This window comes from Candidatus Pseudomonas auctus (assembly GCF_048654275.1).
GTDB lineage: Bacteria > Pseudomonadota > Gammaproteobacteria > Pseudomonadales > Pseudomonadaceae > Aquipseudomonas > Aquipseudomonas pharyngis.
The window spans coordinates 435,237-451,777 of the sequence record NZ_JBJYZK010000004.1 but is presented as its reverse complement, the minus strand read 5'-3'; the positions used below and the strand labels follow the sequence as shown (position 1 = coordinate 451,777).

Here is a 16,541-nt window from a genome sequence, read left to right as displayed (position 1 = left end):
CACCCACTGCTGGGGGAAAGTTCACCCCAATTTACTGAATGAGCTGAAACGCCAGACGAACGGTGGTGCCCTCGCCTTCGCGGCTGTCCAGGCTCACGCCGCCGCCGAAGCGCTCCATGATCCGTTTGACCAGCACCAGCCCCACGCCGAGGCCGCCCTGTTTGGTGGTGAAGAACGGCCGGAACGCCATGCTGCGCTGTTCCTCGTTCATGCCTTTGCCGGTGTCGCTGAGCATGACGCTCACGCCACGGCTGTCGCTCGGTTCGAGGGTGATGGTCAGCGTGCCGCCCTTGTCCATCGCCTCCAGCGCATTGGCCAGCAGGCTGTTGAGGATTTGCGTGAGTTGTACCGGCTGGCTCAACACCATCGGCGTCTGCTGAGGTTGAAACACCACCTGCACGCCGGCCCTGGCGATCTGCTGCTCGAACGCCGTCAGGCTGTCGTGCAGCGCCGCCACCAGGTTCACCGGTTCCGGGTCGTCATTGAGCGGTCGCAACGATTGCAGCAGTTCGCGCACCCACTTCGACATGCGGTCGACCTGGCCGATGATGTCCTTGATGTTCTTTTGCGCCGGGCCGGCGTCGAACTCCAGCGCCAGTTCGGCGCTGGAGCGGATGGTCGCCAGCGGATTGCGCAGGCTGTGAGCCACCGCCGAAGACATCTCGCCCAGCGCGACAAAGGTTTCGTTGGCGATCAGTTGTTTTTGCTGGGCCGCCAGCAGAATCGCCGCCCGCCGCACGATCCAGTACAGCCCCAGGTAAATCAGCCCGCCGCCCAGCGCGGTGGCCAGCCAGATCAGCGTCAGCCCACGCTCCATGCGGGCGATCAGGTCCTTGGGCTCTTTATAGATTTCAACCATCGCCGTGACGTTCTTGCCCTCGGCGTCGAACAGCGGGATGTAGTTTTCGATGAAGATGTATTCCGGCGGTACCACGAACTTTTGTTCTTCACGGGCCTTGTCGACGTCGTGATAGCTGGCCGAGACCGGGATTTTTTCATCGAAGGCCCGGTCGAGGTCTTCGTCGGCATGAATCCGGGTGTTGATCAGCGCCGGGTTGGTCGACCAGATCACGGTACGGTCCGGCGCATAAATGTTGGCGAGGATCACATCCGGCAAATGCTCGATGTGATCAAGAAACTCACCTCTGGCGCTGGCTCGAGCCTGCGGGTCGACATCGGGAAAATCGTTGTCCTGACGAGGGTCGAGCAATTCCCCCATGGTGCGGATATTGGGGATCGAGACGTGGCGCACTTCCGCCGACGCAATCGCCTGAATGAACTGCGCGGTCAGCAGGGCATCGCGCTGCACGCTTTCTTCGATCACGAACCGTGTCGACACCGCCCCGAGCGCCACGGCCACGGTGCCGATCACCGCCATGCTGATCAATGAAAACCAGCGCAACAGGTTGAACGGCTGCTTGCGCGAGTTCAGCCGCTGGCTGCCCTCCTCGACCGGTAGCGATTGTGACTGCATGTTCATGGCGGCGACTTCCCGAAACGTCCCTATAGGGTTATAGCCCACGGTTGGGTGTTTGCCCGGATGCGGGGGGTGAACGGCCCCACACTCAGCCGATTTCCCGGTCAGGGAAAAACCGCCAGGCGTTCATGCCCCCACAATCCCCAATCCTGGGGACAGTCGCCCTATCCGGGCGTGCGTCCTTTTCCCCCACGACGAGCCTCGAACCCTTGCGCCACGGGCCTTTGCCGCCGGTTGGCCGGTCGTTGGTATGGAAGTTGTAAAGCCCTCAGCAACTGACCCAACCCCACGGGGCAGGTACTTCGATAGAGGGATTAACTCATGCACCCTTTACTGTCCAAAACCGCGACCGTCCTGGTCGTGAGCGCCTTGGCCCAGGGCATTGCCCAGGCCGCTCTGTTCGCCGTCGATCCGGGTCCCTACACACCGGCCAATGGCGGTTTCGCCAGCTGGTATCAGGACAGCCACGGTCGCACCCTGGATCTGTGCCTGTCCAAAGCACTCAGCTCCCGCGTACCGAGCACACCCGGTGCGCCGTCGTACATGTGCTCGCTGCTGCCGACCCCCGGCGTGTTCGATGACGCGCAGCCGATCGTGTTCCCCACCAACTTCCCCGATGAAGCGTTCTGGTTCACCGGCGAAACCACCGTCGTCGATGCAGCACGCGGGATCGACCTGACTTACGTCAGCGCCATCGAAGCCGCGTTCGCCGCCGAAGAACCGGTGGAAGGCGATCAGGTCAGCTTCGCCCGAATCCGCATCCGGGTCGACGTGCCCACCGCCGGCACCTACGTCATCACTCACCCGTACGGCGTCGATGTGTTCACCGTCGATACCCCCGGCCGGCGCGCCATCAACATGACCCGCGACATCGGCATCGGTACCCCGCAAACCTACGACGGCGCGCTCAAGGGTGACATCGGGCCGTTCCTGCGCAGCGTCAACGGGCCGTACACCGAGACCAATCCGCTGACCGGCGCGGCCGAACAGTTTGTTGGCGATCCGAACCTCAACGAAGCCGTGACCGGCAGCCCGTTCAACACCAACTACGTACGCATCGAAGGCCCGGGCGGCATTGACCTGCGCAGCACGACCTTCGCCGTGTCCGGCAAGTTGTCGACGGTGGTGCGGCCAACGCCTCTGATCACCGAGCGCAGCACCTACTCGCGCAAGCCCGGCGAAAGCGCACCAGTGGCCCAACAAGACGTGTTCGTCAAAGCCCCGCCCGCGCCGGGCACCGCCGCCATCACCAGCAGCACGCCCGTGGTGAACATGACAGAAGCCGACAGCACCGGCAGCTGGTACGCGCAATCGGCGGTCAACCCGACCTTGCCGGCCGTGCTGCAGGTTACCGCCGACAACCACCTGGCGATCGCCACCAGTTCGCCGACCACCCTGCCCATGAACCTGACCGACCTGGTGGTGATCCAGCGCGCCGAGTACAGCCTCACTTCCGGGCAATTGACCGTGGTGGCCTCGACCAGTGACGAAACCTCGCCACCGGTGCTCACCGCCACCTCCGGCACCGGCGCCACCATCGGTGCGCTGGGCGGTGATGGCGCGGTGAAAACCCTGGCCACCGGGATCACGCCGATTCCACCGGCCAAGGTTCGGGTGACGTCGTCCAACGGCGGCAGCGATACCGAAGAAGTGGTCATCGTGCAATGAACGCTCACATGCCCAGATCCGCATCAGGAGGCATCATGAACAAGTGGCCACGCTTCGCGCTCAACGCGCTCGGGCTGACAATCTCGCTGACCGGCAGTGCGTTCGCGCAACTGGCCGCCGTCGATCCCGGCCCTTACACCTTCGCCACCGGGAAATTCCCGATGTGGTACCAGGACAACAATCAGCTGTCGATGGAGCTTTGCCAGTCGCGCGCCGCCAGTTCCCGGGTGCCGGCCAGCACCCCGCCGGCGTACATGTGCACCCTGCTGCCGGAACCTGGCGTGTTCGATGACAGCCTGCCGATGGTGTTCCCCGACAACTGGCCACCGGAAGCTTTCTGGTTCCTGGCTGAAACCGCGATCCCCAACAACGGTGCCGGTTTCGGTGTGGACGCCTACGTCGCAGGCATCGAAGCGGCGTTCGCCTCGGAAAATCCGGTCGATGGCGATCAGCAAAGCTTCGCGCGAATCCGCATCCGGGTGAACGTCCCGGTGGCCGGCACCTACACCATCACCCACCCGTACGGCGTTGAAACCGTCAACGTCACCACACCGGGCCGGCGGGCGATCAACATCACCAGAGACATCGGCATTGGCGCGCCGGGCGACTTCAGCGGTGCGCTCAACGGCGCTCTCGGCCCGTTCCTGCGCAGCATCAACGGCCCGTACACCGAAGTGAACCCGGACACCGGCGGCGTCGAAACCTTCGTCGGCGACCCGAATCTCACCGAAGCGGTCACCGGCAGCCCGTTCAACACCAACTTCCTGCGGATCGATGGTCCGTCGGGCGCAGGCTCGATTCAGACCAACCTGTTCACCGTCGCCGGCAAGGTCCTCGACAATCGTCAGCAAACCCAAGTCGCCATCGACCGCGCCACCTATCGCCGTACCTCGGCCGGTGTGCGTGCCGAGGTGTTCGCCAAGGCTGACAGCAGCTCGACCCTGTGCTTCCGCGAAACCGTGGCGCTGCTGCCCGGCCCACCGCCGACGCCGTGCCAGACCAGTCTGCTGGGTGACAACAACGGGCTGTTCTTCGGCCAGCGCCTGGGCAACGGCACCCTGCCGTCGGTGGTGGTCGTGACCGCGACCAACCCGGCCGGCACCACCCGTCCGACCGCCGTTTCGGCCAAGCTCACCGACGTGGTGAAAATCCAGACCGCCCGCTACAGCTGGGCCAACCACAGCCTGCTGATCGAAGCCACCTCGACCGATGAAGTCGCGGTGCCGGACATGGTTGCCCAAGGCTACGGACGCCTGTCGAAAACCGGCACGCTGCAAAAAATCACCGTCGCCGACCTGACTCAGCCTCCAGCCACCGTCACGGTGAAATCCGCCGCCGGCGGCAGCGACACCGAGCCAGTTGTGGTGGTCGGTGCAGCACCGGACACCGGTGAGAACCAGGCGCCGCTGGCCAACGCCGACACCGGCAGCACCAGCTTCGGCGTGCCGATCACCCTCAGCCTGCTGACCAACGACAGCGACCCGGACAACAACGTGCCGCTGACCATCACCGCGCTGACTCAACCGGCCGCCGGCCAAGGCACCGTCGCGCTGAGCGGCACCACCTCGGTGGTCTACACCCCGCCAGCCGTGGTGACGACACCGTTGACCACGACCTTCACCTACAAGGCGCAAGACAGCAAAGGCCTGGCCTCGGCCAACCCGGCGACCGTGACGGTGACCGTCGCGCCTAACCGGCCACCGACCGCCGTCGCTGACAGCGTCGCCACGCTGGGTGTCGCGATCCCGATCAACGTCCTGGCCAACGACACCGATCCGGAAGGCAACACGCCGCTGGGCGTCGCCAGCCTGACCCAACCGCCGGCAGGACGCGGCACGGTCAGCACCGACGGCACGGTGATCACCTACACCCCACCGGCCACCGTGACCACGGCCTTCACCACGACCTTCACCTACATCGCCCGGGACAGCTTCAACGCCCAGTCGACGCCGGCAACGGTCACGGTGCAAGTGTCGCCACGGCCAGCAGCGGAAACCTTCACGATCACCACTTCGACCGTGCAGGCCCGTTCCGGCGGCCGCTTCAACTGGGACTTCGCCGGCACCTCGTCGGTGACCACCGGCAACACAATCACCGTGCAGGTCACCACCCCGACCGGGCTGGTAACGCTGGGCACCACCACGGTACCGGTAACCGGACGCTGGCGGCTGACGCTGAACAACACGACCGTGGTGCCTTCGGCCAACCCGACCGCCACCATCCGCTCGTCCCAGGGCACCGTTCGCACCATCTCGGTGAACACGTTGTAAACCACGCCCCGCCTGTTTTCGGGCAGGCGGGGCAACGCTCAACGGTTAATGCCCCACAGGATATTTGCCATGAACACGCCGACCGCCGCCCTGCTTTGCCTGCTCGCCCTGTGCGTCAGTGCGGGCGTGCGCGCCGACGACCTGATGGAAAACGACGACCTGGCGCCCAACAGCGCCGATCTCGGCGAACTGCCCCCCCCCGTGGGCCAGCAAGCCCTGATCGACCAGAACGGCCAGGTCAACCTCGCCCTGCTTTCACAGAACGGTCAGTCGCTGCTGGGCAAGATCGTGCAGTCGGGCAGCAATCAGGAGGCGTACATCCTGCAACAAGGCAGCGACCTGATGGCACTGATTACGCAAAACGGTTCCGGCAACGCCGCGTCCATCACGCAAACCGGCAGCCACAACCGTGCGCAGATTTCGCAAAACGGCAACAACAACGACGCCAGCATCGAGCAGGCCGGCACGGGGCTGCAAAGCGCCGTGACCCAGTCGGGCAACGGCATGAGCGTTTCGGTCAAGCAATATCGCTAAGCACTGCAATCATCGGAGAGTTCATCATGTTCAAACTGACGCCCCTCACCGCCGCCATCCTGGTCATGATCAGTGCCCAGGCCATGGCCGACGACAGCCTTTCCACCCAGAGCCAGTTCGGTACGGCCAACATCGCTGATGTGAAGCAGACCCAGGCGCCGTTCAGCACCGCCACCCAGACCCAACTGGGCCAGGGCAACAACGCCGCCGCCGTGCAGGACACCGCCACCAGCGTCATCACCCAGGACGCGGTCGGCGACTACAACGCCGGTTACGCCGAACAGCTTTTCGAAGACAACAGCACCATCACCCAACAACAGACCGGTGCCTTCAACACCGCCCACGCCAGCCAGTCTCTCGGCTTCGGCGCCGGCAACCAGGCCCTGCAACAACAGCAAGGCACCGGCAACTTCTCGTTCGTCTATCAAGACTCGCAGAACGGCAGCGAAGGCAAGACCTTCCAGTTCGGCGACAGCAACGAAGCCAACATCGAGCAACTGTACGAAGGCACCGGCAACAGCTCGGTGATCACCCAGTACGGCACCGCCAACTACGGCACCGCCGAACAGGTGCTGCATAACGGCGGCCAGATCGGCATCAACCAGGCCGGCGAAAACAACTACGCCTATGGCGACCAGCGCAACGGCACCGGCGGCAACATCACCATCAACCAGTTCGGCAACCTCAACGGCACCGAAATCTGGCAAGACTCGCAACTGGCCAGCCAGGCCACCGTCAACCAGTACGGCGACAGCAACGAAACCGTGGTCGACCAAAGCTTCGGCGAAAACAACACCGCCGCCGTCACCCAGGTCGGCAACACCAACGCCATCTATGCCGACCAGTTCGAATCGGTCAACTCGACCCTGGCGCTCTACCAGGTCGGCAACGGCAACGTGCATTTCACCTACCAGAACGGCGACAGCCACACCCTCAACGCCACCTCGGTAGGCAACGACAACAAGGTCTACGCCAGCAACTGGAAAGGCCCGCAACTGGGTGGCCAATTCGGCAGCAGCCAGCGCGCCACCGTCACCCAGGCCGGCAACGGCAACATCGCCAGCTTCAAACAGGACGGCATCGGCCAGGTCATGACCACCCACCAGACCGGCACCGGCAACAAGACCACGGTCAGCCAGGCTGATTCCTACAACGAGCTGTACTTCGATCAGAACGGCAGCGACAACATCCTCATCGCCGACCAGCGCGGCACCACCAACCTGGTTCAGGGCTCGTCGAACGGCTCGGGCAACAGCGCCGAATTCGATCAATCCGGCACCGGCAACCAGGCCTACACCGCGCAGCTGTATGGCAGCGACAACATGATCACCGTCAAACAGGCGGACACCATGAACGTGGCGTATGTAACCCAGGGCGGGACCGGGAACATTGCGAACGTGGATCAGAGCGGGATGACGCAGACCGCGACGATTCAGCAGTTTGGGTCGGCTAACCAGGCGACGGTTTTGCAGCAGTAAGGGTTGGGTGTTAAGAAACCGCGGTTCTTTGAAGAAGGGGATCGCGGCTTTTTGTGCGTTTAGTTTGTTGTGAAACAGTTGCGAAATTTCGCAAAGAATAGCGGAATTGTCTGACTGCTTTTGCAGGTTGGCCGTCGGACGTGTGACGTTTAGGCTTTGGACCTATTAACGTAGCCTGCGGTGAGCGCATTGTGCCTTCCGTTTTGGCTATCAGGCGATTAATCGGAGGCCCCTTGTACTTTCACTACTACCCACCTACTTCAGAGTTTGCAAATAACCCAGGGGCCGCACGCTACGACCTCTGGTTCCGCGCCAAGATAAAAGCTTCAATTGATGATCCACGGCCGAGTGTTCCGCATGAAGAGGTGATGGCGGAGATACATGCGCTGCTTCAAACCAAACGTCGAAAACACGAAGCTGATCAATAGCTCCAAGTCTGTCTCATAAAAAAACCGCGATCCTTTCAAGGAGTCGCGGCTCTTTCTATGTAGCCCTAATCAACTGTGGCAAGGACGCTTAGATTTCAGTCTCGATGTGATCCAGCGCCTGATTCACTGCCGACTCACCCAATATGACAATCTGCGCGATGCCGGGAGCAGTCTTGCAAAGACCCGGCATCCCGTCGCTTTCCAAAGAGAAGTCACCGTAGGTGATGAAACCATAACAGATAGCAATTCTTTATTTCGAAGAGTTCTAATGCACTGTCATTTATGACAGGTTCCATTGAACATTAAAAAATTTACCGTATGTCCTCATCCTCCAGATTGGAATCGACACCATGGATAGCACTTCAGCACAAAAAAAACTGAACGGCATTGGGGTGGGGAACAAGGTGTACCTTGCAGGGAAATTTGACTTCCCTACAGGCTCTACTAATCGATACGAAGAGTTAGTCTCGGTAGACCAAAACTCCGCAACAATTAAAAGGCCAACAGACAAAAGCGGTGCAAACGAAGTTATTACATACGATAAAATCGATATGATCAGCGCTACGCCCCCGGATCCGAGCAATATCAAGCTATTGTATTAGGCAACCCCGAATTGAGCCCCAGCAAAGTCTGAACAATCCCGACTCGGACAAACAAAGGCTCGAAATGAGAAACCATGCCAACAGGGCGTTTTCTTGTATAAATAAAAAATCTGCCCGACTTTAGATCGCGCCCTCCTTCGAAGGCGCGATTTTTCTTCGGAGGCAAAATATTACCAGCCAATTTATGAATACTGAGCTGATTAGACTTTCAACTCGACGTGATCCAAGGCTTGATTCACGGCCAGTTCACCCAGCATGAGGATCTGCGCGATGCCCAGCGCGGTCTTGCGATGGGCGGGGTCGAGGGTGGCGGCGAAGTTGTTGAGCATTTCGCTGGCCGAGCCCAGGGATTCGCTGGCGTTGGCGAGCAGGGATTCGGTGTTGTAGGCCGGGTTGGCGAGGTACATCGGGGCGGGTTCGTTGACGCTGCCCATGATGTGGGCGCCGGGGCAGAGGTAATGATCGAGGGCGCGTTCGGCGGCTTCGTGGAGTTTTCTGGAGTGGGCGGAGGTGTATGGGGAGGTTGGGTCGGTTTCGGGGTTGGCTTGGGTTTCGGGTGGGTTGGGTGTTGGTTTGAACATGGTGAGTCTCCGATCCTGAAATGAAGCTGGCCCATTCGGTTTCCGAACGAAGGGGTGGCAGCTGTACGCAGGCTGGAAACCCGGGGAACGGAGAACCCGGTTGACCCGAAGGTCTCCCGCGCACAGCCGCCATAACGGAGTGCACACTTTTCAAGGTGCGCAAGCATACGTTATGAAAAGCGCTTGTGCGCTCGGTTCTAGTCGGGGTTTCCAATCCCGATCGCTGAATTGGCAGCGACCGAAACAGGCTAGAGCCCGCGCTTCCGACGGACAACCTGAAAACCTTGTGGGAAGGTTCGGTGTATTCAGACACGTTTTTAAACAGACTTTAGGACGCTGGCCCTAACCCCAGCCCTCTCCCGGAGGGAGAGGGCGCCGATCGAGTTGTTCATTCGAGTTACATCGACCTGAACCATCGAGCTGAACTCAAGCTTTCAAAACAAAAAAATCAAAACCAAACCCATCTACACAGCCTTGCGCGCTCACCAAACCAGACGATGAGCGTTAGCTCAAGTACCGCTTTTGATCGCAAGGCCCGTCGGAAGGCTGAGTGGAGGGATTGATCCGGGGGTGGGAGCGCAGCGACCGTGCGGCGCAGCCGCATGCATCGAGAGGAGGTGCAGCGAAGCAAACCGTAGGCGATGCCCCCGGATCAATCCCGGAGCGAAGGAACCCGAGCCACAGCGAGGGCCGTACGTCAGGGTAAAGCCTTTTGGGTTACCTTTTCGGCGTTTGGAAAAGGTGACTCGCCGTCAGGGCGAAACCCTAAGCAGCCGTTACCGCAGAAATGGATATGTACCCAGCCAGAAAGCCCCCCCCATCGACTGACCGGACACCATCGCTGGCAAGCCAGCTCCCACACGGTTCCGGGTACATTCGCAATAACGCCCGCGTCTGAAAAATAGCCATTGCCAGCTGTCTGGCTCCCACAATTTGAACCGGATACATCAGCCAGAACCTGGTCGGCCCAAAGGCCGCCACGTTCACTCCGCATCCGGATCAATCTTGTTCTGAGTCAGGTACCGATTCAAAACATCATCCTGCGAAGGCGTAGAAGCATCCCCCGCCACCTGCCACAACCGCCGCTCAATCCCCTGCGCCACCATATGCCCCACCGCCGCCTCAATCGCCGACAACACACACAACTGCGCCGGCTCATTGGTCGTATACCCGACCTCAGCCTCAAGCAACTTCTTGAACTCGATAAACTTGAAAATCCCCGCACTGCGCGCCACCGAATAAATCGTCTTGCTGGTCATCACATTCGCCAACACCTGCCCGCTGCGAACATCCACCGCGCGCAAGTTGACGGTGACCTGATCGACCCGATACTCACGGGACAGATCGATCCCCAGATACCGCGCCCCTTCCCCACCGCTACGCACGTTGGTGTCGTAAGCGATGATCCCGCCCTCGAGCATCATGTTCGCCGCCTGCAACGGTGGCAGCTCACCCTGGATGTTCACCGGCGTATTTGGCTTTTTCTGCGAGGCGCGAATGATCTTGCGTTCAGTCAGCAGGTTCTGCAGCCCTTCCCGCTCAAGCACCACAAACCAGCCGCTGGCCTGCATGGCGTCCATCAACATCGACGCCGCGCCCTGGGTGACGCTGGTGGAAAAGGAGCTGGCCGGCGTCGGTTTGTACTGCCCGGTCTGGTCACGGAAGCCGTACACCACCGCCATCAGCCGGCCTTTGGGTCGCGGCATTTTCAGCAAGTCGTAGTAGGTCGAGGCCCTGGGGGTCAGGGTCGGGGTATCGGTGTCCTGCTCGGCCGGCATCGGCTCGCGCAGACTGCACCCTTGTAATGCTGCCAACATCAGCCCTAGCGCAATTATTTTTTTCATGTCCATCGCTCCCCGGAACCGTCATCCCGTCATGGGTTGAGGCCGTTCACCTGAATTTCGGAAACTTCGCCGCTCGCCCGGTCGGTCACCTCGATCGTGAGTGCCCCCGAGTCATCAACGACGTTGACGATAAAAGCGTCGGTGGACAGGCTCCCCGTGTTGCCGGTGGAGATGTTGTCCAGCAGTTGCCCCAGCAGCCGCGACTGCAATTGACTGGTGAAGCGTTCAAGTGCCGAAGTGCCGGCCACCGTCGAGCGCTTCTTGAGATCCGGATCGTCGTGGTCGTTTTGCGCCTGGGCGTTGTTGAGCAGCCAGGTGCCGTTGAGCGGGTTGCCGCCGAACGACGGGTTGACCGGCGTGTAGACCAGTTCGGTGGCCTGGACGGCAGCGGCGCTGGCAAGCCCGATCAACAACCCCGAGATCCAGAATCCGCTGCGCCGTGAGAACGTTGTCGTGTTCATAGTTCGTCCTTCTCAAGGTCGGTGGTGTCCTGCAACAAGGCTTCCAGCTTGCGCCGGACGACCTCCAGTCGAACCGAGTCGGCGGCCGCGTAGGCCTCGTCCTTCAGTTCCACGGTGTTCGGCGGCAGGAAGCGCCGATACACCAGGCGTTGTTGATATTCGACGGTCACCAGGCTCCCCCAGCGCGCGTCGGGGCGCTCGCGCACCACCAGGTTGAAATCCATCCGGCTGGTGTCGCGCAGGCGTTCGCTGAACGAGTAGTAAAAGTCGTGGCCGATGTGCGAGATCGTGTCGTCGACGATGAAGCCCATCATTTCGTCTTCTTCGCTGGCGCTGGCGAAAGACGCCACGGCCGCGAGGATCAACGCGCACCACACGCGGCGGCTCATGGCTGCAACGCCTGTGGCAATGCCGACTGGCCCTTCGCCGGGCCGTTGGTGCCGTCGAGAAAAGCTTTCTCGGCCACGAACTGCCAGTCCGAATAACGCTGCATGCCTTCGAAATCCGACCACTGCGACGGGAAGTCCGCCTGCTTCAACGGCACCTCGGTGGAGGCACTGTTGATGCCGGTGATACGCCCGTCGAAACCCCGTTGCAGTGCCCATTCGCCGCCGCCGATCGGGTCCGGATAGAGCTGACGCAGGTGGTGGCGGGCGTCCGGAAAACGTTCGTCCTGCAGCAGGTCGACCAGCTCTTTCGGGTACTGCGCCAGGCCCGGCGAACTGCGGTAGTAGCTGCGCAGTGCCTGGGCGTACTGGGTGCCGACCCACAGCAGTTGTTTCTCGCGATCGCGGCGCGACGCGGTCGACCACAACTCGCCGGCACTGGCCAGGCCCATGCCCATGATCACGATCAGGAACAGCACGCCCAGGTAGGTGAACCCACCCTGCTCCACGTGCTTACCACTCGGAATACTGGCTGCCATCACGCGCCCTCCCGGTAGCTCCGCTCTTGATGTCGGCGACGCCGCCCGCCACACCGTCCGGCGGTGCGATCAACACCCATTGGTCATTGCGCTCGGTGATCGGGTCCAGCGGCGCGTTGCGCAGGTAACGCATCTCCACCAGTTGCTCGATGGAATCGGGATAGCGCCCGGTGTCGCCGTAGTAGTGATCCAGCGCCTCGCGCATGGCCGACAGGCTCTGGTGCAACGTGGTCTCTTTGGAGGCCTCGAGGCTGTTGAAGTAGCGCGGCAAGGCGATGGTCATCAGGGTCGCGATGATCGCCATCACCACCATCAGCTCGAGCAAGGTAAAACCCTTTTCCCGGCGCATGAGAATCACCACTCGCGATACGCGATGCCGTTGAGGCCACGGCCCCTGGCAAGGGAGTAGACGTCGAACACGTCTTCGCCATCGCGCGGGTTCTGGGCCGAACTGTTGTAGGCCCGCAGGCCCCAACCGCCGTTGTCGTCACGTTTAGCCGGCACCAGCGGATCCCGCGGTATCCGGCGCAGAAAGTAGAACTTCGCACCCTTGGCACTGCGCACGTCGCGCACGCCTTCGACCAGCACTTTCAGGTTCGGCGGATAGCCGCTGCTGTTCAGGGATTTCTCGATGTAGCCGGCATCGAAGGCACGCTTGTAGGCGTCGATGCCATCGCGAATCTGATACAGCGCGGTGCGCAGTTCCTGCTCTTTGCCACGCCGTACCAGGGTCTCGGTCAGCGGCGCGGCCATGCCGGCCAGCAGGCCGATCAGGGCCAGCGTCACCACGACTTCGATCAAGGTAAAACCGCGCTGGGAGGCGTTCATGATCAAGGCTTCTCGACGGTTACACGGGTGGTGGCCACGGCCGCTTCACCGACTGCACGAGGCTGCGCGGCAGGCGCTGGCATCGAGTAGCTTTGCGAGCGATCCGGCGCCTGGATGTGCATGCTGGTTTCGGTGCCGGTGGGGAATTCCATGTCCGACGGGCTCTGGTACGGCAGGTTGCGCACGATCCGTGGGGTGATCGAGAGCACCAGTTCCGATTTGCCGATGGTGTCCTTGTTGCTGCCGAACAACCGACCCAGACCCGGAATGTCGCCGAGGCCCGGAATCTTGTTGCCGGTGGCGCCGTGGTCGTTGCGCATCAGGCCGGCGAGGATCTGGGTTTCGCCGTCATGCAGACGCAGCGAAGTCTGGGCGTTGCGGGTGTCGACCTGCACCGGGATCGTCCCTTGGCGGGTCGGCTCCAGCGGCGTGGCGTTACTCACTTCCAGGGCGATCTTGATTGCTACTTCGTTGTTCAGGTGCACGGTCGGTTGCACTTCGAGCTTCAGACCGACGTCGAGGTAGGTGACGCTTTCGGTGATCACCGGGCCCTGAGTCGACGGCACCGAGGTGGCGCTGATGATCGGCACGCGCTGACCGATGTGGATGCGCGCCTGTTCGCGGTTGCTGACGCGGATCACCGGGCTGGCCAGGGTGTTGATGTCGTTGTCCTGGGCATTGATCTTGGCTTGCGGCGACGGCGAGATCGAAATCCGGCTGGAGTTGATGCCCTTGAGTTGATCGAGAACGGACACCCCTGTGCCGTCGCTGTTGATCACACCGAAAGTGTTCGGCCATTGCAGACCCAAGTCGAGAATGCGCTGGGTGGCAACTTCCATCACTTCCACTTCCAGCACCACTTCGGGGTTGGACTGGTCTTGCGATTGCAGCAGCTTCTCGGCCATGCGCACGGCGTCTTCGGTGTCGCGCATGGTCAGGGTGTTCAGGCGTTCGTCGACGAACACGTCACGGGTCTTGAGCATGGTCTTGATCATGTTCAGCGCGGTGTTGGCGTCGATGCTGGTCAGGTAGAAGGTGCGCATCACCAGCTCTTGATAATCCTTCAGCTTCTGCGGCGAGTCCGGAAAGATCAGCAAGGTGTTTTCGTTCACCACTTTCTGGTGCAGCTGGTTCTGTTGCAGCAGCAGTTGCACGGCGTCTTCGATGCGCACGTCACGCACGAAGATCGTGGCTTTCATGTCCGGACGCAGGTCCTTGTCGAAGATGAAATTGAGGCCGGCGACCTGCGACAGCACTTCGAAAATGGTCTTGAGGTTGGCGTCGCGAAATTCCAGGGTCACCGGGCGATCGAGCCGGGTGCGCAGTTGCGGGTACTGGACCACGTTGCGGCTCTGCACCAGACGAATGTTGCCTTGCAGCTCCAGCGCGCCGTCGTTTTTCGGGTCGAGTTCAAGGATCTGTTTGACCTGACGGTCGGCGCCGTAGATGTCTCCCCGGCGCAGGTCGCCACGGGCCAGCTCAAGTTTCTCGTCCATGCTGCGCAGGTAGTCGAGCTGGCGCAGGGCATCCTGGGCGCGGCGGTTGTTCGGCTCGATGGTCAGCACCCGGCTGTAGGCGGTGCGGGCCGAGGCGAAATCGCGGCGGGCGCGGTCGGTGTCGCCGGAGGTCAGCAGCGCGGTGATCGCCTTGGCCCGGCCGCTGTTGAGCAGCAGGTGCAGCTCGGTGTCGCGCGGATTTTCCCGCAAGCCTTCCTCGATCCGGGCCAGGCCCGCCTCGTACTGGCCCTGCTCGATCAGGTCGGAAGCCTCCTGGTTGGCGACCTGCGCGGAACTGCACGCGGCCAGCCCGGCACACAGGCCGAGGCTCATCAGCAAACGGGATCTGTTCATTGCGTACTCCCCACAGACAAGGTCTGCGACAAATGCAAAGGCAGGTAGACCAGGCTCAGTTCCACATCGGAAATCGCCGCAATCTTCCAGGTGTCGTCGATCACATCCCCGCTGCGCACGACGTAGATTTTCTCGCCGTCCTGCAAGAACACCTGCAGGTCGCTGCGGTCATGCAGCCTGCCGACGAACTGAAACGGCACCGGTGGCAGGCTCGGGGCTTGCACCACCGGGGTCGGGTTGATCGCTTGTTCGGTGACCGTCGCCAGGGTCGGCGCGGCCTTCCAGGATTTGCTCGCAAACAGGTCGCCGGCCGGGCTCAGGTCCTTGATCGGCGCCGCATTCGCCTTGGCGCTGCTGGCGGGCAAGGCGCCACGGGCGGTGGATTTTGTCGGGCTGGCCACGGCGACTTCGGTCGAATCCGCTTCGTCGCTTGGCGAGAAATATTCCGGCAACCAGGCCAGCGCCGCCGCCACGCCGAAGAACGCCAACCAGCCGCTTATGCGTTTGCTGTCCATCACGACCTCGACAGATAGAGGGTCATACGGATCCGGCCGCTGAGGTCGGTGTCGGCAATCTTCTTGCGTTGAAACTCGACGTCTTCCACCACCACCGCCGGCAACTGGCCGAGCAAGGCGTGCAGGAAGCGGCGCAGTTGCGGGTAGCTGCCGCGCACCGGCAACAGGATCTGGTAGCGCGCCAGATGGGTCTTGGGATCGACGCCGAGGGCGTATTCGCCGCGCGCCAGGGTGATGTGTTCCTGCGCGGCCAGGGCGTAGATGCGATCGATGGCGACGGTGGCTTGCGGTTGGGCCGGCAGCTTGTTACGAAAATCATCGAGCTGACGTTGCGGCACCACCGGCGGCGCGATGCTGCCGTCCTCGACCTTGGCCAGGTATTCGGTGGCTTCCCGGGTTTGCTGGCTGAGTTGTTGCAGCGATTGCCAGCCCGGCAGCAAACCGCCGAGTGCCCAGGCCAGCGTGACCAGCAGCAGCGCCAGACCGGCGAGGCCCGGAACGCCGAGGCCTTGCAGGTATTCGTGAACGATCAGTCTAGGGATTCGCATCGCCTATCTCCCAGGTCGCCGACAGGTTGAATTGCACCGGTTGCTCCGGCGATTTGACGACGATTTCGTGGCTCAGCAGCGACACGTCGGACAGCTCGTCACTGGCCTCCAGCCGTTTGTGGAAATCCAGCATCGCTTGCAGATCCCGCGCTTCGGCGCTGATCCGCACCTGGCCCTTGCGGGCATCCGGGGTCAGGGTCAGCAAGGCGATGTCGTCGCGCGGCATGGCTTCGAGCATGGCGAACAGGCGTTCCCAGGGCCGGCGCAGTTGCTGCGAGACCTTGCGCATTTCGGCGAGGTTCTGCGCCTGCTCGCGGGTTTCCGCCGGGCTCAGCGTTGTCTTGCTGCCGCTGTCGCCGGTGAGCTGACGCTGGGTGTGTTGCAAGTGACCTTGCTGCTGCTCGGCCTGCTCGTCGAGGTGCTGCTGCACGCCGAAGCACACCAGCGCAAGCAACACACCGCCGCCGAGCAGGCTCCAGCCCAACGGGCCGGAACGCGGACGTGGCTGGAAGTCGAGGTTCAAGGCACGCAT

At 61.9% G+C, this 16,541-nt stretch carries 17 protein-coding genes and 1 pseudogene; 5 read left to right on the top strand and 13 right to left on the bottom strand.

What is annotated here, in order from left to right; translation table 11 throughout:
- Positions 1-31: 31 nt before the first annotated feature.
- The gene (locus tag ACKUG4_RS11000; protein WP_085648798.1) at positions 32-1,480 is read right to left on the bottom strand and encodes a sensor histidine kinase; all 1,449 of its coding nucleotides are present in this window, start codon (positions 1,478-1,480) and stop codon (positions 32-34) included.
- A 318-nt stretch (positions 1,481-1,798) separates the two neighbouring features.
- Between ACKUG4_RS11000 and ACKUG4_RS10995 the strand changes: the two genes are divergently transcribed.
- The 5 genes from ACKUG4_RS10995 (at position 1,799) to relB (ending at position 7,855) form a co-directional block, all read left to right on the top strand.
- Positions 1,799-3,145 carry a hypothetical protein gene (locus ACKUG4_RS10995; protein WP_064595181.1) on the top strand — a complete coding sequence of 449 codons (1,347 nt, stop codon included), beginning with the start codon at positions 1,799-1,801 and terminating at the stop codon, positions 3,143-3,145.
- A 35-nt stretch (positions 3,146-3,180) separates the two neighbouring features.
- Positions 3,181-5,415, top strand: a complete 2,235-nt coding sequence (locus tag ACKUG4_RS10990; RefSeq protein ID WP_445433983.1) for an Ig-like domain-containing protein — start codon at positions 3,181-3,183, stop codon at positions 5,413-5,415.
- Positions 5,416-5,484: 69 nt separating this feature from the next.
- On the top strand, positions 5,485-5,949 hold the full coding sequence (locus ACKUG4_RS10985; RefSeq protein ID WP_007956150.1) for a curlin: 465 nt from the start codon (positions 5,485-5,487) through the stop codon (positions 5,947-5,949).
- A gap of 26 nt (positions 5,950-5,975) precedes the next feature.
- Positions 5,976-7,427 carry a curlin gene (locus ACKUG4_RS10980; protein ID WP_445433982.1) on the top strand — a complete coding sequence of 484 codons (1,452 nt, stop codon included), beginning with the start codon at positions 5,976-5,978 and terminating at the stop codon, positions 7,425-7,427.
- A 233-nt stretch (positions 7,428-7,660) separates the two neighbouring features.
- Positions 7,661-7,855, top strand: coding sequence for a type II toxin-antitoxin system RelB family antitoxin (gene relB, locus ACKUG4_RS10975; protein WP_082934387.1), 195 nt, complete (start codon positions 7,661-7,663; stop codon positions 7,853-7,855).
- A gap of 88 nt (positions 7,856-7,943) precedes the next feature.
- Here relB and ACKUG4_RS10970 read toward each other — a convergent pair.
- From ACKUG4_RS10970 to ACKUG4_RS10915, 12 genes and pseudogenes are all read right to left on the bottom strand, one after another.
- Positions 7,944-8,030, bottom strand: a pseudogene (locus ACKUG4_RS10970) (DUF6124 family protein); the annotation flags it as partial.
- A gap of 627 nt (positions 8,031-8,657) precedes the next feature.
- Positions 8,658-9,038, bottom strand: coding sequence for a DUF6124 family protein (locus tag ACKUG4_RS10965; protein WP_064595171.1), 381 nt, complete (start codon positions 9,036-9,038; stop codon positions 8,658-8,660).
- A gap of 983 nt (positions 9,039-10,021) precedes the next feature.
- The gene (locus ACKUG4_RS10960; RefSeq protein WP_064378912.1) at positions 10,022-10,882 is read right to left on the bottom strand and encodes a CsgG/HfaB family protein; all 861 of its coding nucleotides are present in this window, start codon (positions 10,880-10,882) and stop codon (positions 10,022-10,024) included.
- A gap of 29 nt (positions 10,883-10,911) precedes the next feature.
- Positions 10,912-11,343, bottom strand: coding sequence for a curli assembly protein CsgF (locus ACKUG4_RS10955; RefSeq protein ID WP_007956141.1), 432 nt, complete (start codon positions 11,341-11,343; stop codon positions 10,912-10,914).
- Positions 11,340-11,732 carry a curli production assembly/transport protein CsgE gene (gene csgE, locus ACKUG4_RS10950; protein ID WP_445433981.1) on the bottom strand — a complete coding sequence of 131 codons (393 nt, stop codon included), beginning with the start codon at positions 11,730-11,732 and terminating at the stop codon, positions 11,340-11,342. The genes ACKUG4_RS10955 and csgE overlap by 4 nt, the downstream gene beginning before the upstream one ends.
- Positions 11,729-12,268 (bottom strand): type II secretion system protein, encoded by a 540-nt coding sequence (locus ACKUG4_RS10945; protein WP_064595165.1) that lies wholly within the window; start codon positions 12,266-12,268, stop codon positions 11,729-11,731. Before ACKUG4_RS10945 ends, csgE begins: the two co-directional genes overlap by 4 nt.
- Entirely contained in the window at positions 12,243-12,617 is a 375-nt protein-coding gene (locus ACKUG4_RS10940; protein WP_011333435.1) for a type II secretion system protein, read from the bottom strand. Before ACKUG4_RS10940 ends, ACKUG4_RS10945 begins: the two co-directional genes overlap by 26 nt.
- 5 nt (positions 12,618-12,622) lie before the next feature.
- On the bottom strand, positions 12,623-13,096 hold the full coding sequence (locus ACKUG4_RS10935) for a type II secretion system protein (protein WP_064378909.1): 474 nt from the start codon (positions 13,094-13,096) through the stop codon (positions 12,623-12,625).
- 2 nt (positions 13,097-13,098) lie between these two features.
- Entirely contained in the window at positions 13,099-14,946 is a 1,848-nt protein-coding gene (locus ACKUG4_RS10930) for a secretin GspD/PilQ domain-containing protein (RefSeq protein WP_443524949.1), read from the bottom strand.
- Positions 14,943-15,461, bottom strand: a complete 519-nt coding sequence (locus tag ACKUG4_RS10925; RefSeq protein WP_085648788.1) for a hypothetical protein — start codon at positions 15,459-15,461, stop codon at positions 14,943-14,945. Before ACKUG4_RS10925 ends, ACKUG4_RS10930 begins: the two co-directional genes overlap by 4 nt.
- Entirely contained in the window at positions 15,461-16,009 is a 549-nt protein-coding gene (locus tag ACKUG4_RS10920; RefSeq protein WP_074687733.1) for a GspMb/PilO family protein, read from the bottom strand. Before ACKUG4_RS10920 ends, ACKUG4_RS10925 begins: the two co-directional genes overlap by 1 nt.
- Positions 15,996-16,541 carry a PilN domain-containing protein gene (locus ACKUG4_RS10915; RefSeq protein ID WP_085648787.1) on the bottom strand — a complete coding sequence of 182 codons (546 nt, stop codon included), beginning with the start codon at positions 16,539-16,541 and terminating at the stop codon, positions 15,996-15,998. Before ACKUG4_RS10915 ends, ACKUG4_RS10920 begins: the two co-directional genes overlap by 14 nt.

What these genes read in the sequence shown, in the direction of transcription:
- ACKUG4_RS10955 (WP_007956141.1), bottom strand. Translation starts at nt 11,343, where the DNA reads ATGAACACGACAACGTTCTCACGGCGCAGCGGATTCTGGATCTCGGGG.
- ACKUG4_RS10990 (WP_445433983.1), top strand. Translation starts at nt 3,181, where the DNA reads ATGAACAAGTGGCCACGCTTCGCGCTCAACGCGCTCGGGCTGACAATC.
- ACKUG4_RS10995 (WP_064595181.1), top strand. Translation starts at nt 1,799, where the DNA reads ATGCACCCTTTACTGTCCAAAACCGCGACCGTCCTGGTCGTGAGCGCC.
- ACKUG4_RS10930 (WP_443524949.1), bottom strand. Translation starts at nt 14,946, where the DNA reads ATGAACAGATCCCGTTTGCTGATGAGCCTCGGCCTGTGTGCCGGGCTG.
- ACKUG4_RS10965 (WP_064595171.1), bottom strand. Translation starts at nt 9,038, where the DNA reads ATGTTCAAACCAACACCCAACCCACCCGAAACCCAAGCCAACCCCGAA.
- ACKUG4_RS10925 (WP_085648788.1), bottom strand. Translation starts at nt 15,461, where the DNA reads ATGGACAGCAAACGCATAAGCGGCTGGTTGGCGTTCTTCGGCGTGGCG.
- ACKUG4_RS10915 (WP_085648787.1), bottom strand. Translation starts at nt 16,541, where the DNA reads ATGCGTGCCTTGAACCTCGACTTCCAGCCACGTCCGCGTTCCGGCCCG.
- ACKUG4_RS11000 (WP_085648798.1), bottom strand. Translation starts at nt 1,480, where the DNA reads ATGAACATGCAGTCACAATCGCTACCGGTCGAGGAGGGCAGCCAGCGG.
- ACKUG4_RS10920 (WP_074687733.1), bottom strand. Translation starts at nt 16,009, where the DNA reads ATGCGAATCCCTAGACTGATCGTTCACGAATACCTGCAAGGCCTCGGC.
- ACKUG4_RS10935 (WP_064378909.1), bottom strand. Translation starts at nt 13,096, where the DNA reads ATGAACGCCTCCCAGCGCGGTTTTACCTTGATCGAAGTCGTGGTGACG.
- ACKUG4_RS10940 (WP_011333435.1), bottom strand. Translation starts at nt 12,617, where the DNA reads ATGCGCCGGGAAAAGGGTTTTACCTTGCTCGAGCTGATGGTGGTGATG.
- csgE (WP_445433981.1), bottom strand. Translation starts at nt 11,732, where the DNA reads ATGAGCCGCCGCGTGTGGTGCGCGTTGATCCTCGCGGCCGTGGCGTCT.
- ACKUG4_RS10960 (WP_064378912.1), bottom strand. Translation starts at nt 10,882, where the DNA reads ATGAAAAAAATAATTGCGCTAGGGCTGATGTTGGCAGCATTACAAGGG.
- ACKUG4_RS10945 (WP_064595165.1), bottom strand. Translation starts at nt 12,268, where the DNA reads ATGGCAGCCAGTATTCCGAGTGGTAAGCACGTGGAGCAGGGTGGGTTC.
- ACKUG4_RS10985 (WP_007956150.1), top strand. Translation starts at nt 5,485, where the DNA reads ATGAACACGCCGACCGCCGCCCTGCTTTGCCTGCTCGCCCTGTGCGTC.
- ACKUG4_RS10980 (WP_445433982.1), top strand. Translation starts at nt 5,976, where the DNA reads ATGTTCAAACTGACGCCCCTCACCGCCGCCATCCTGGTCATGATCAGT.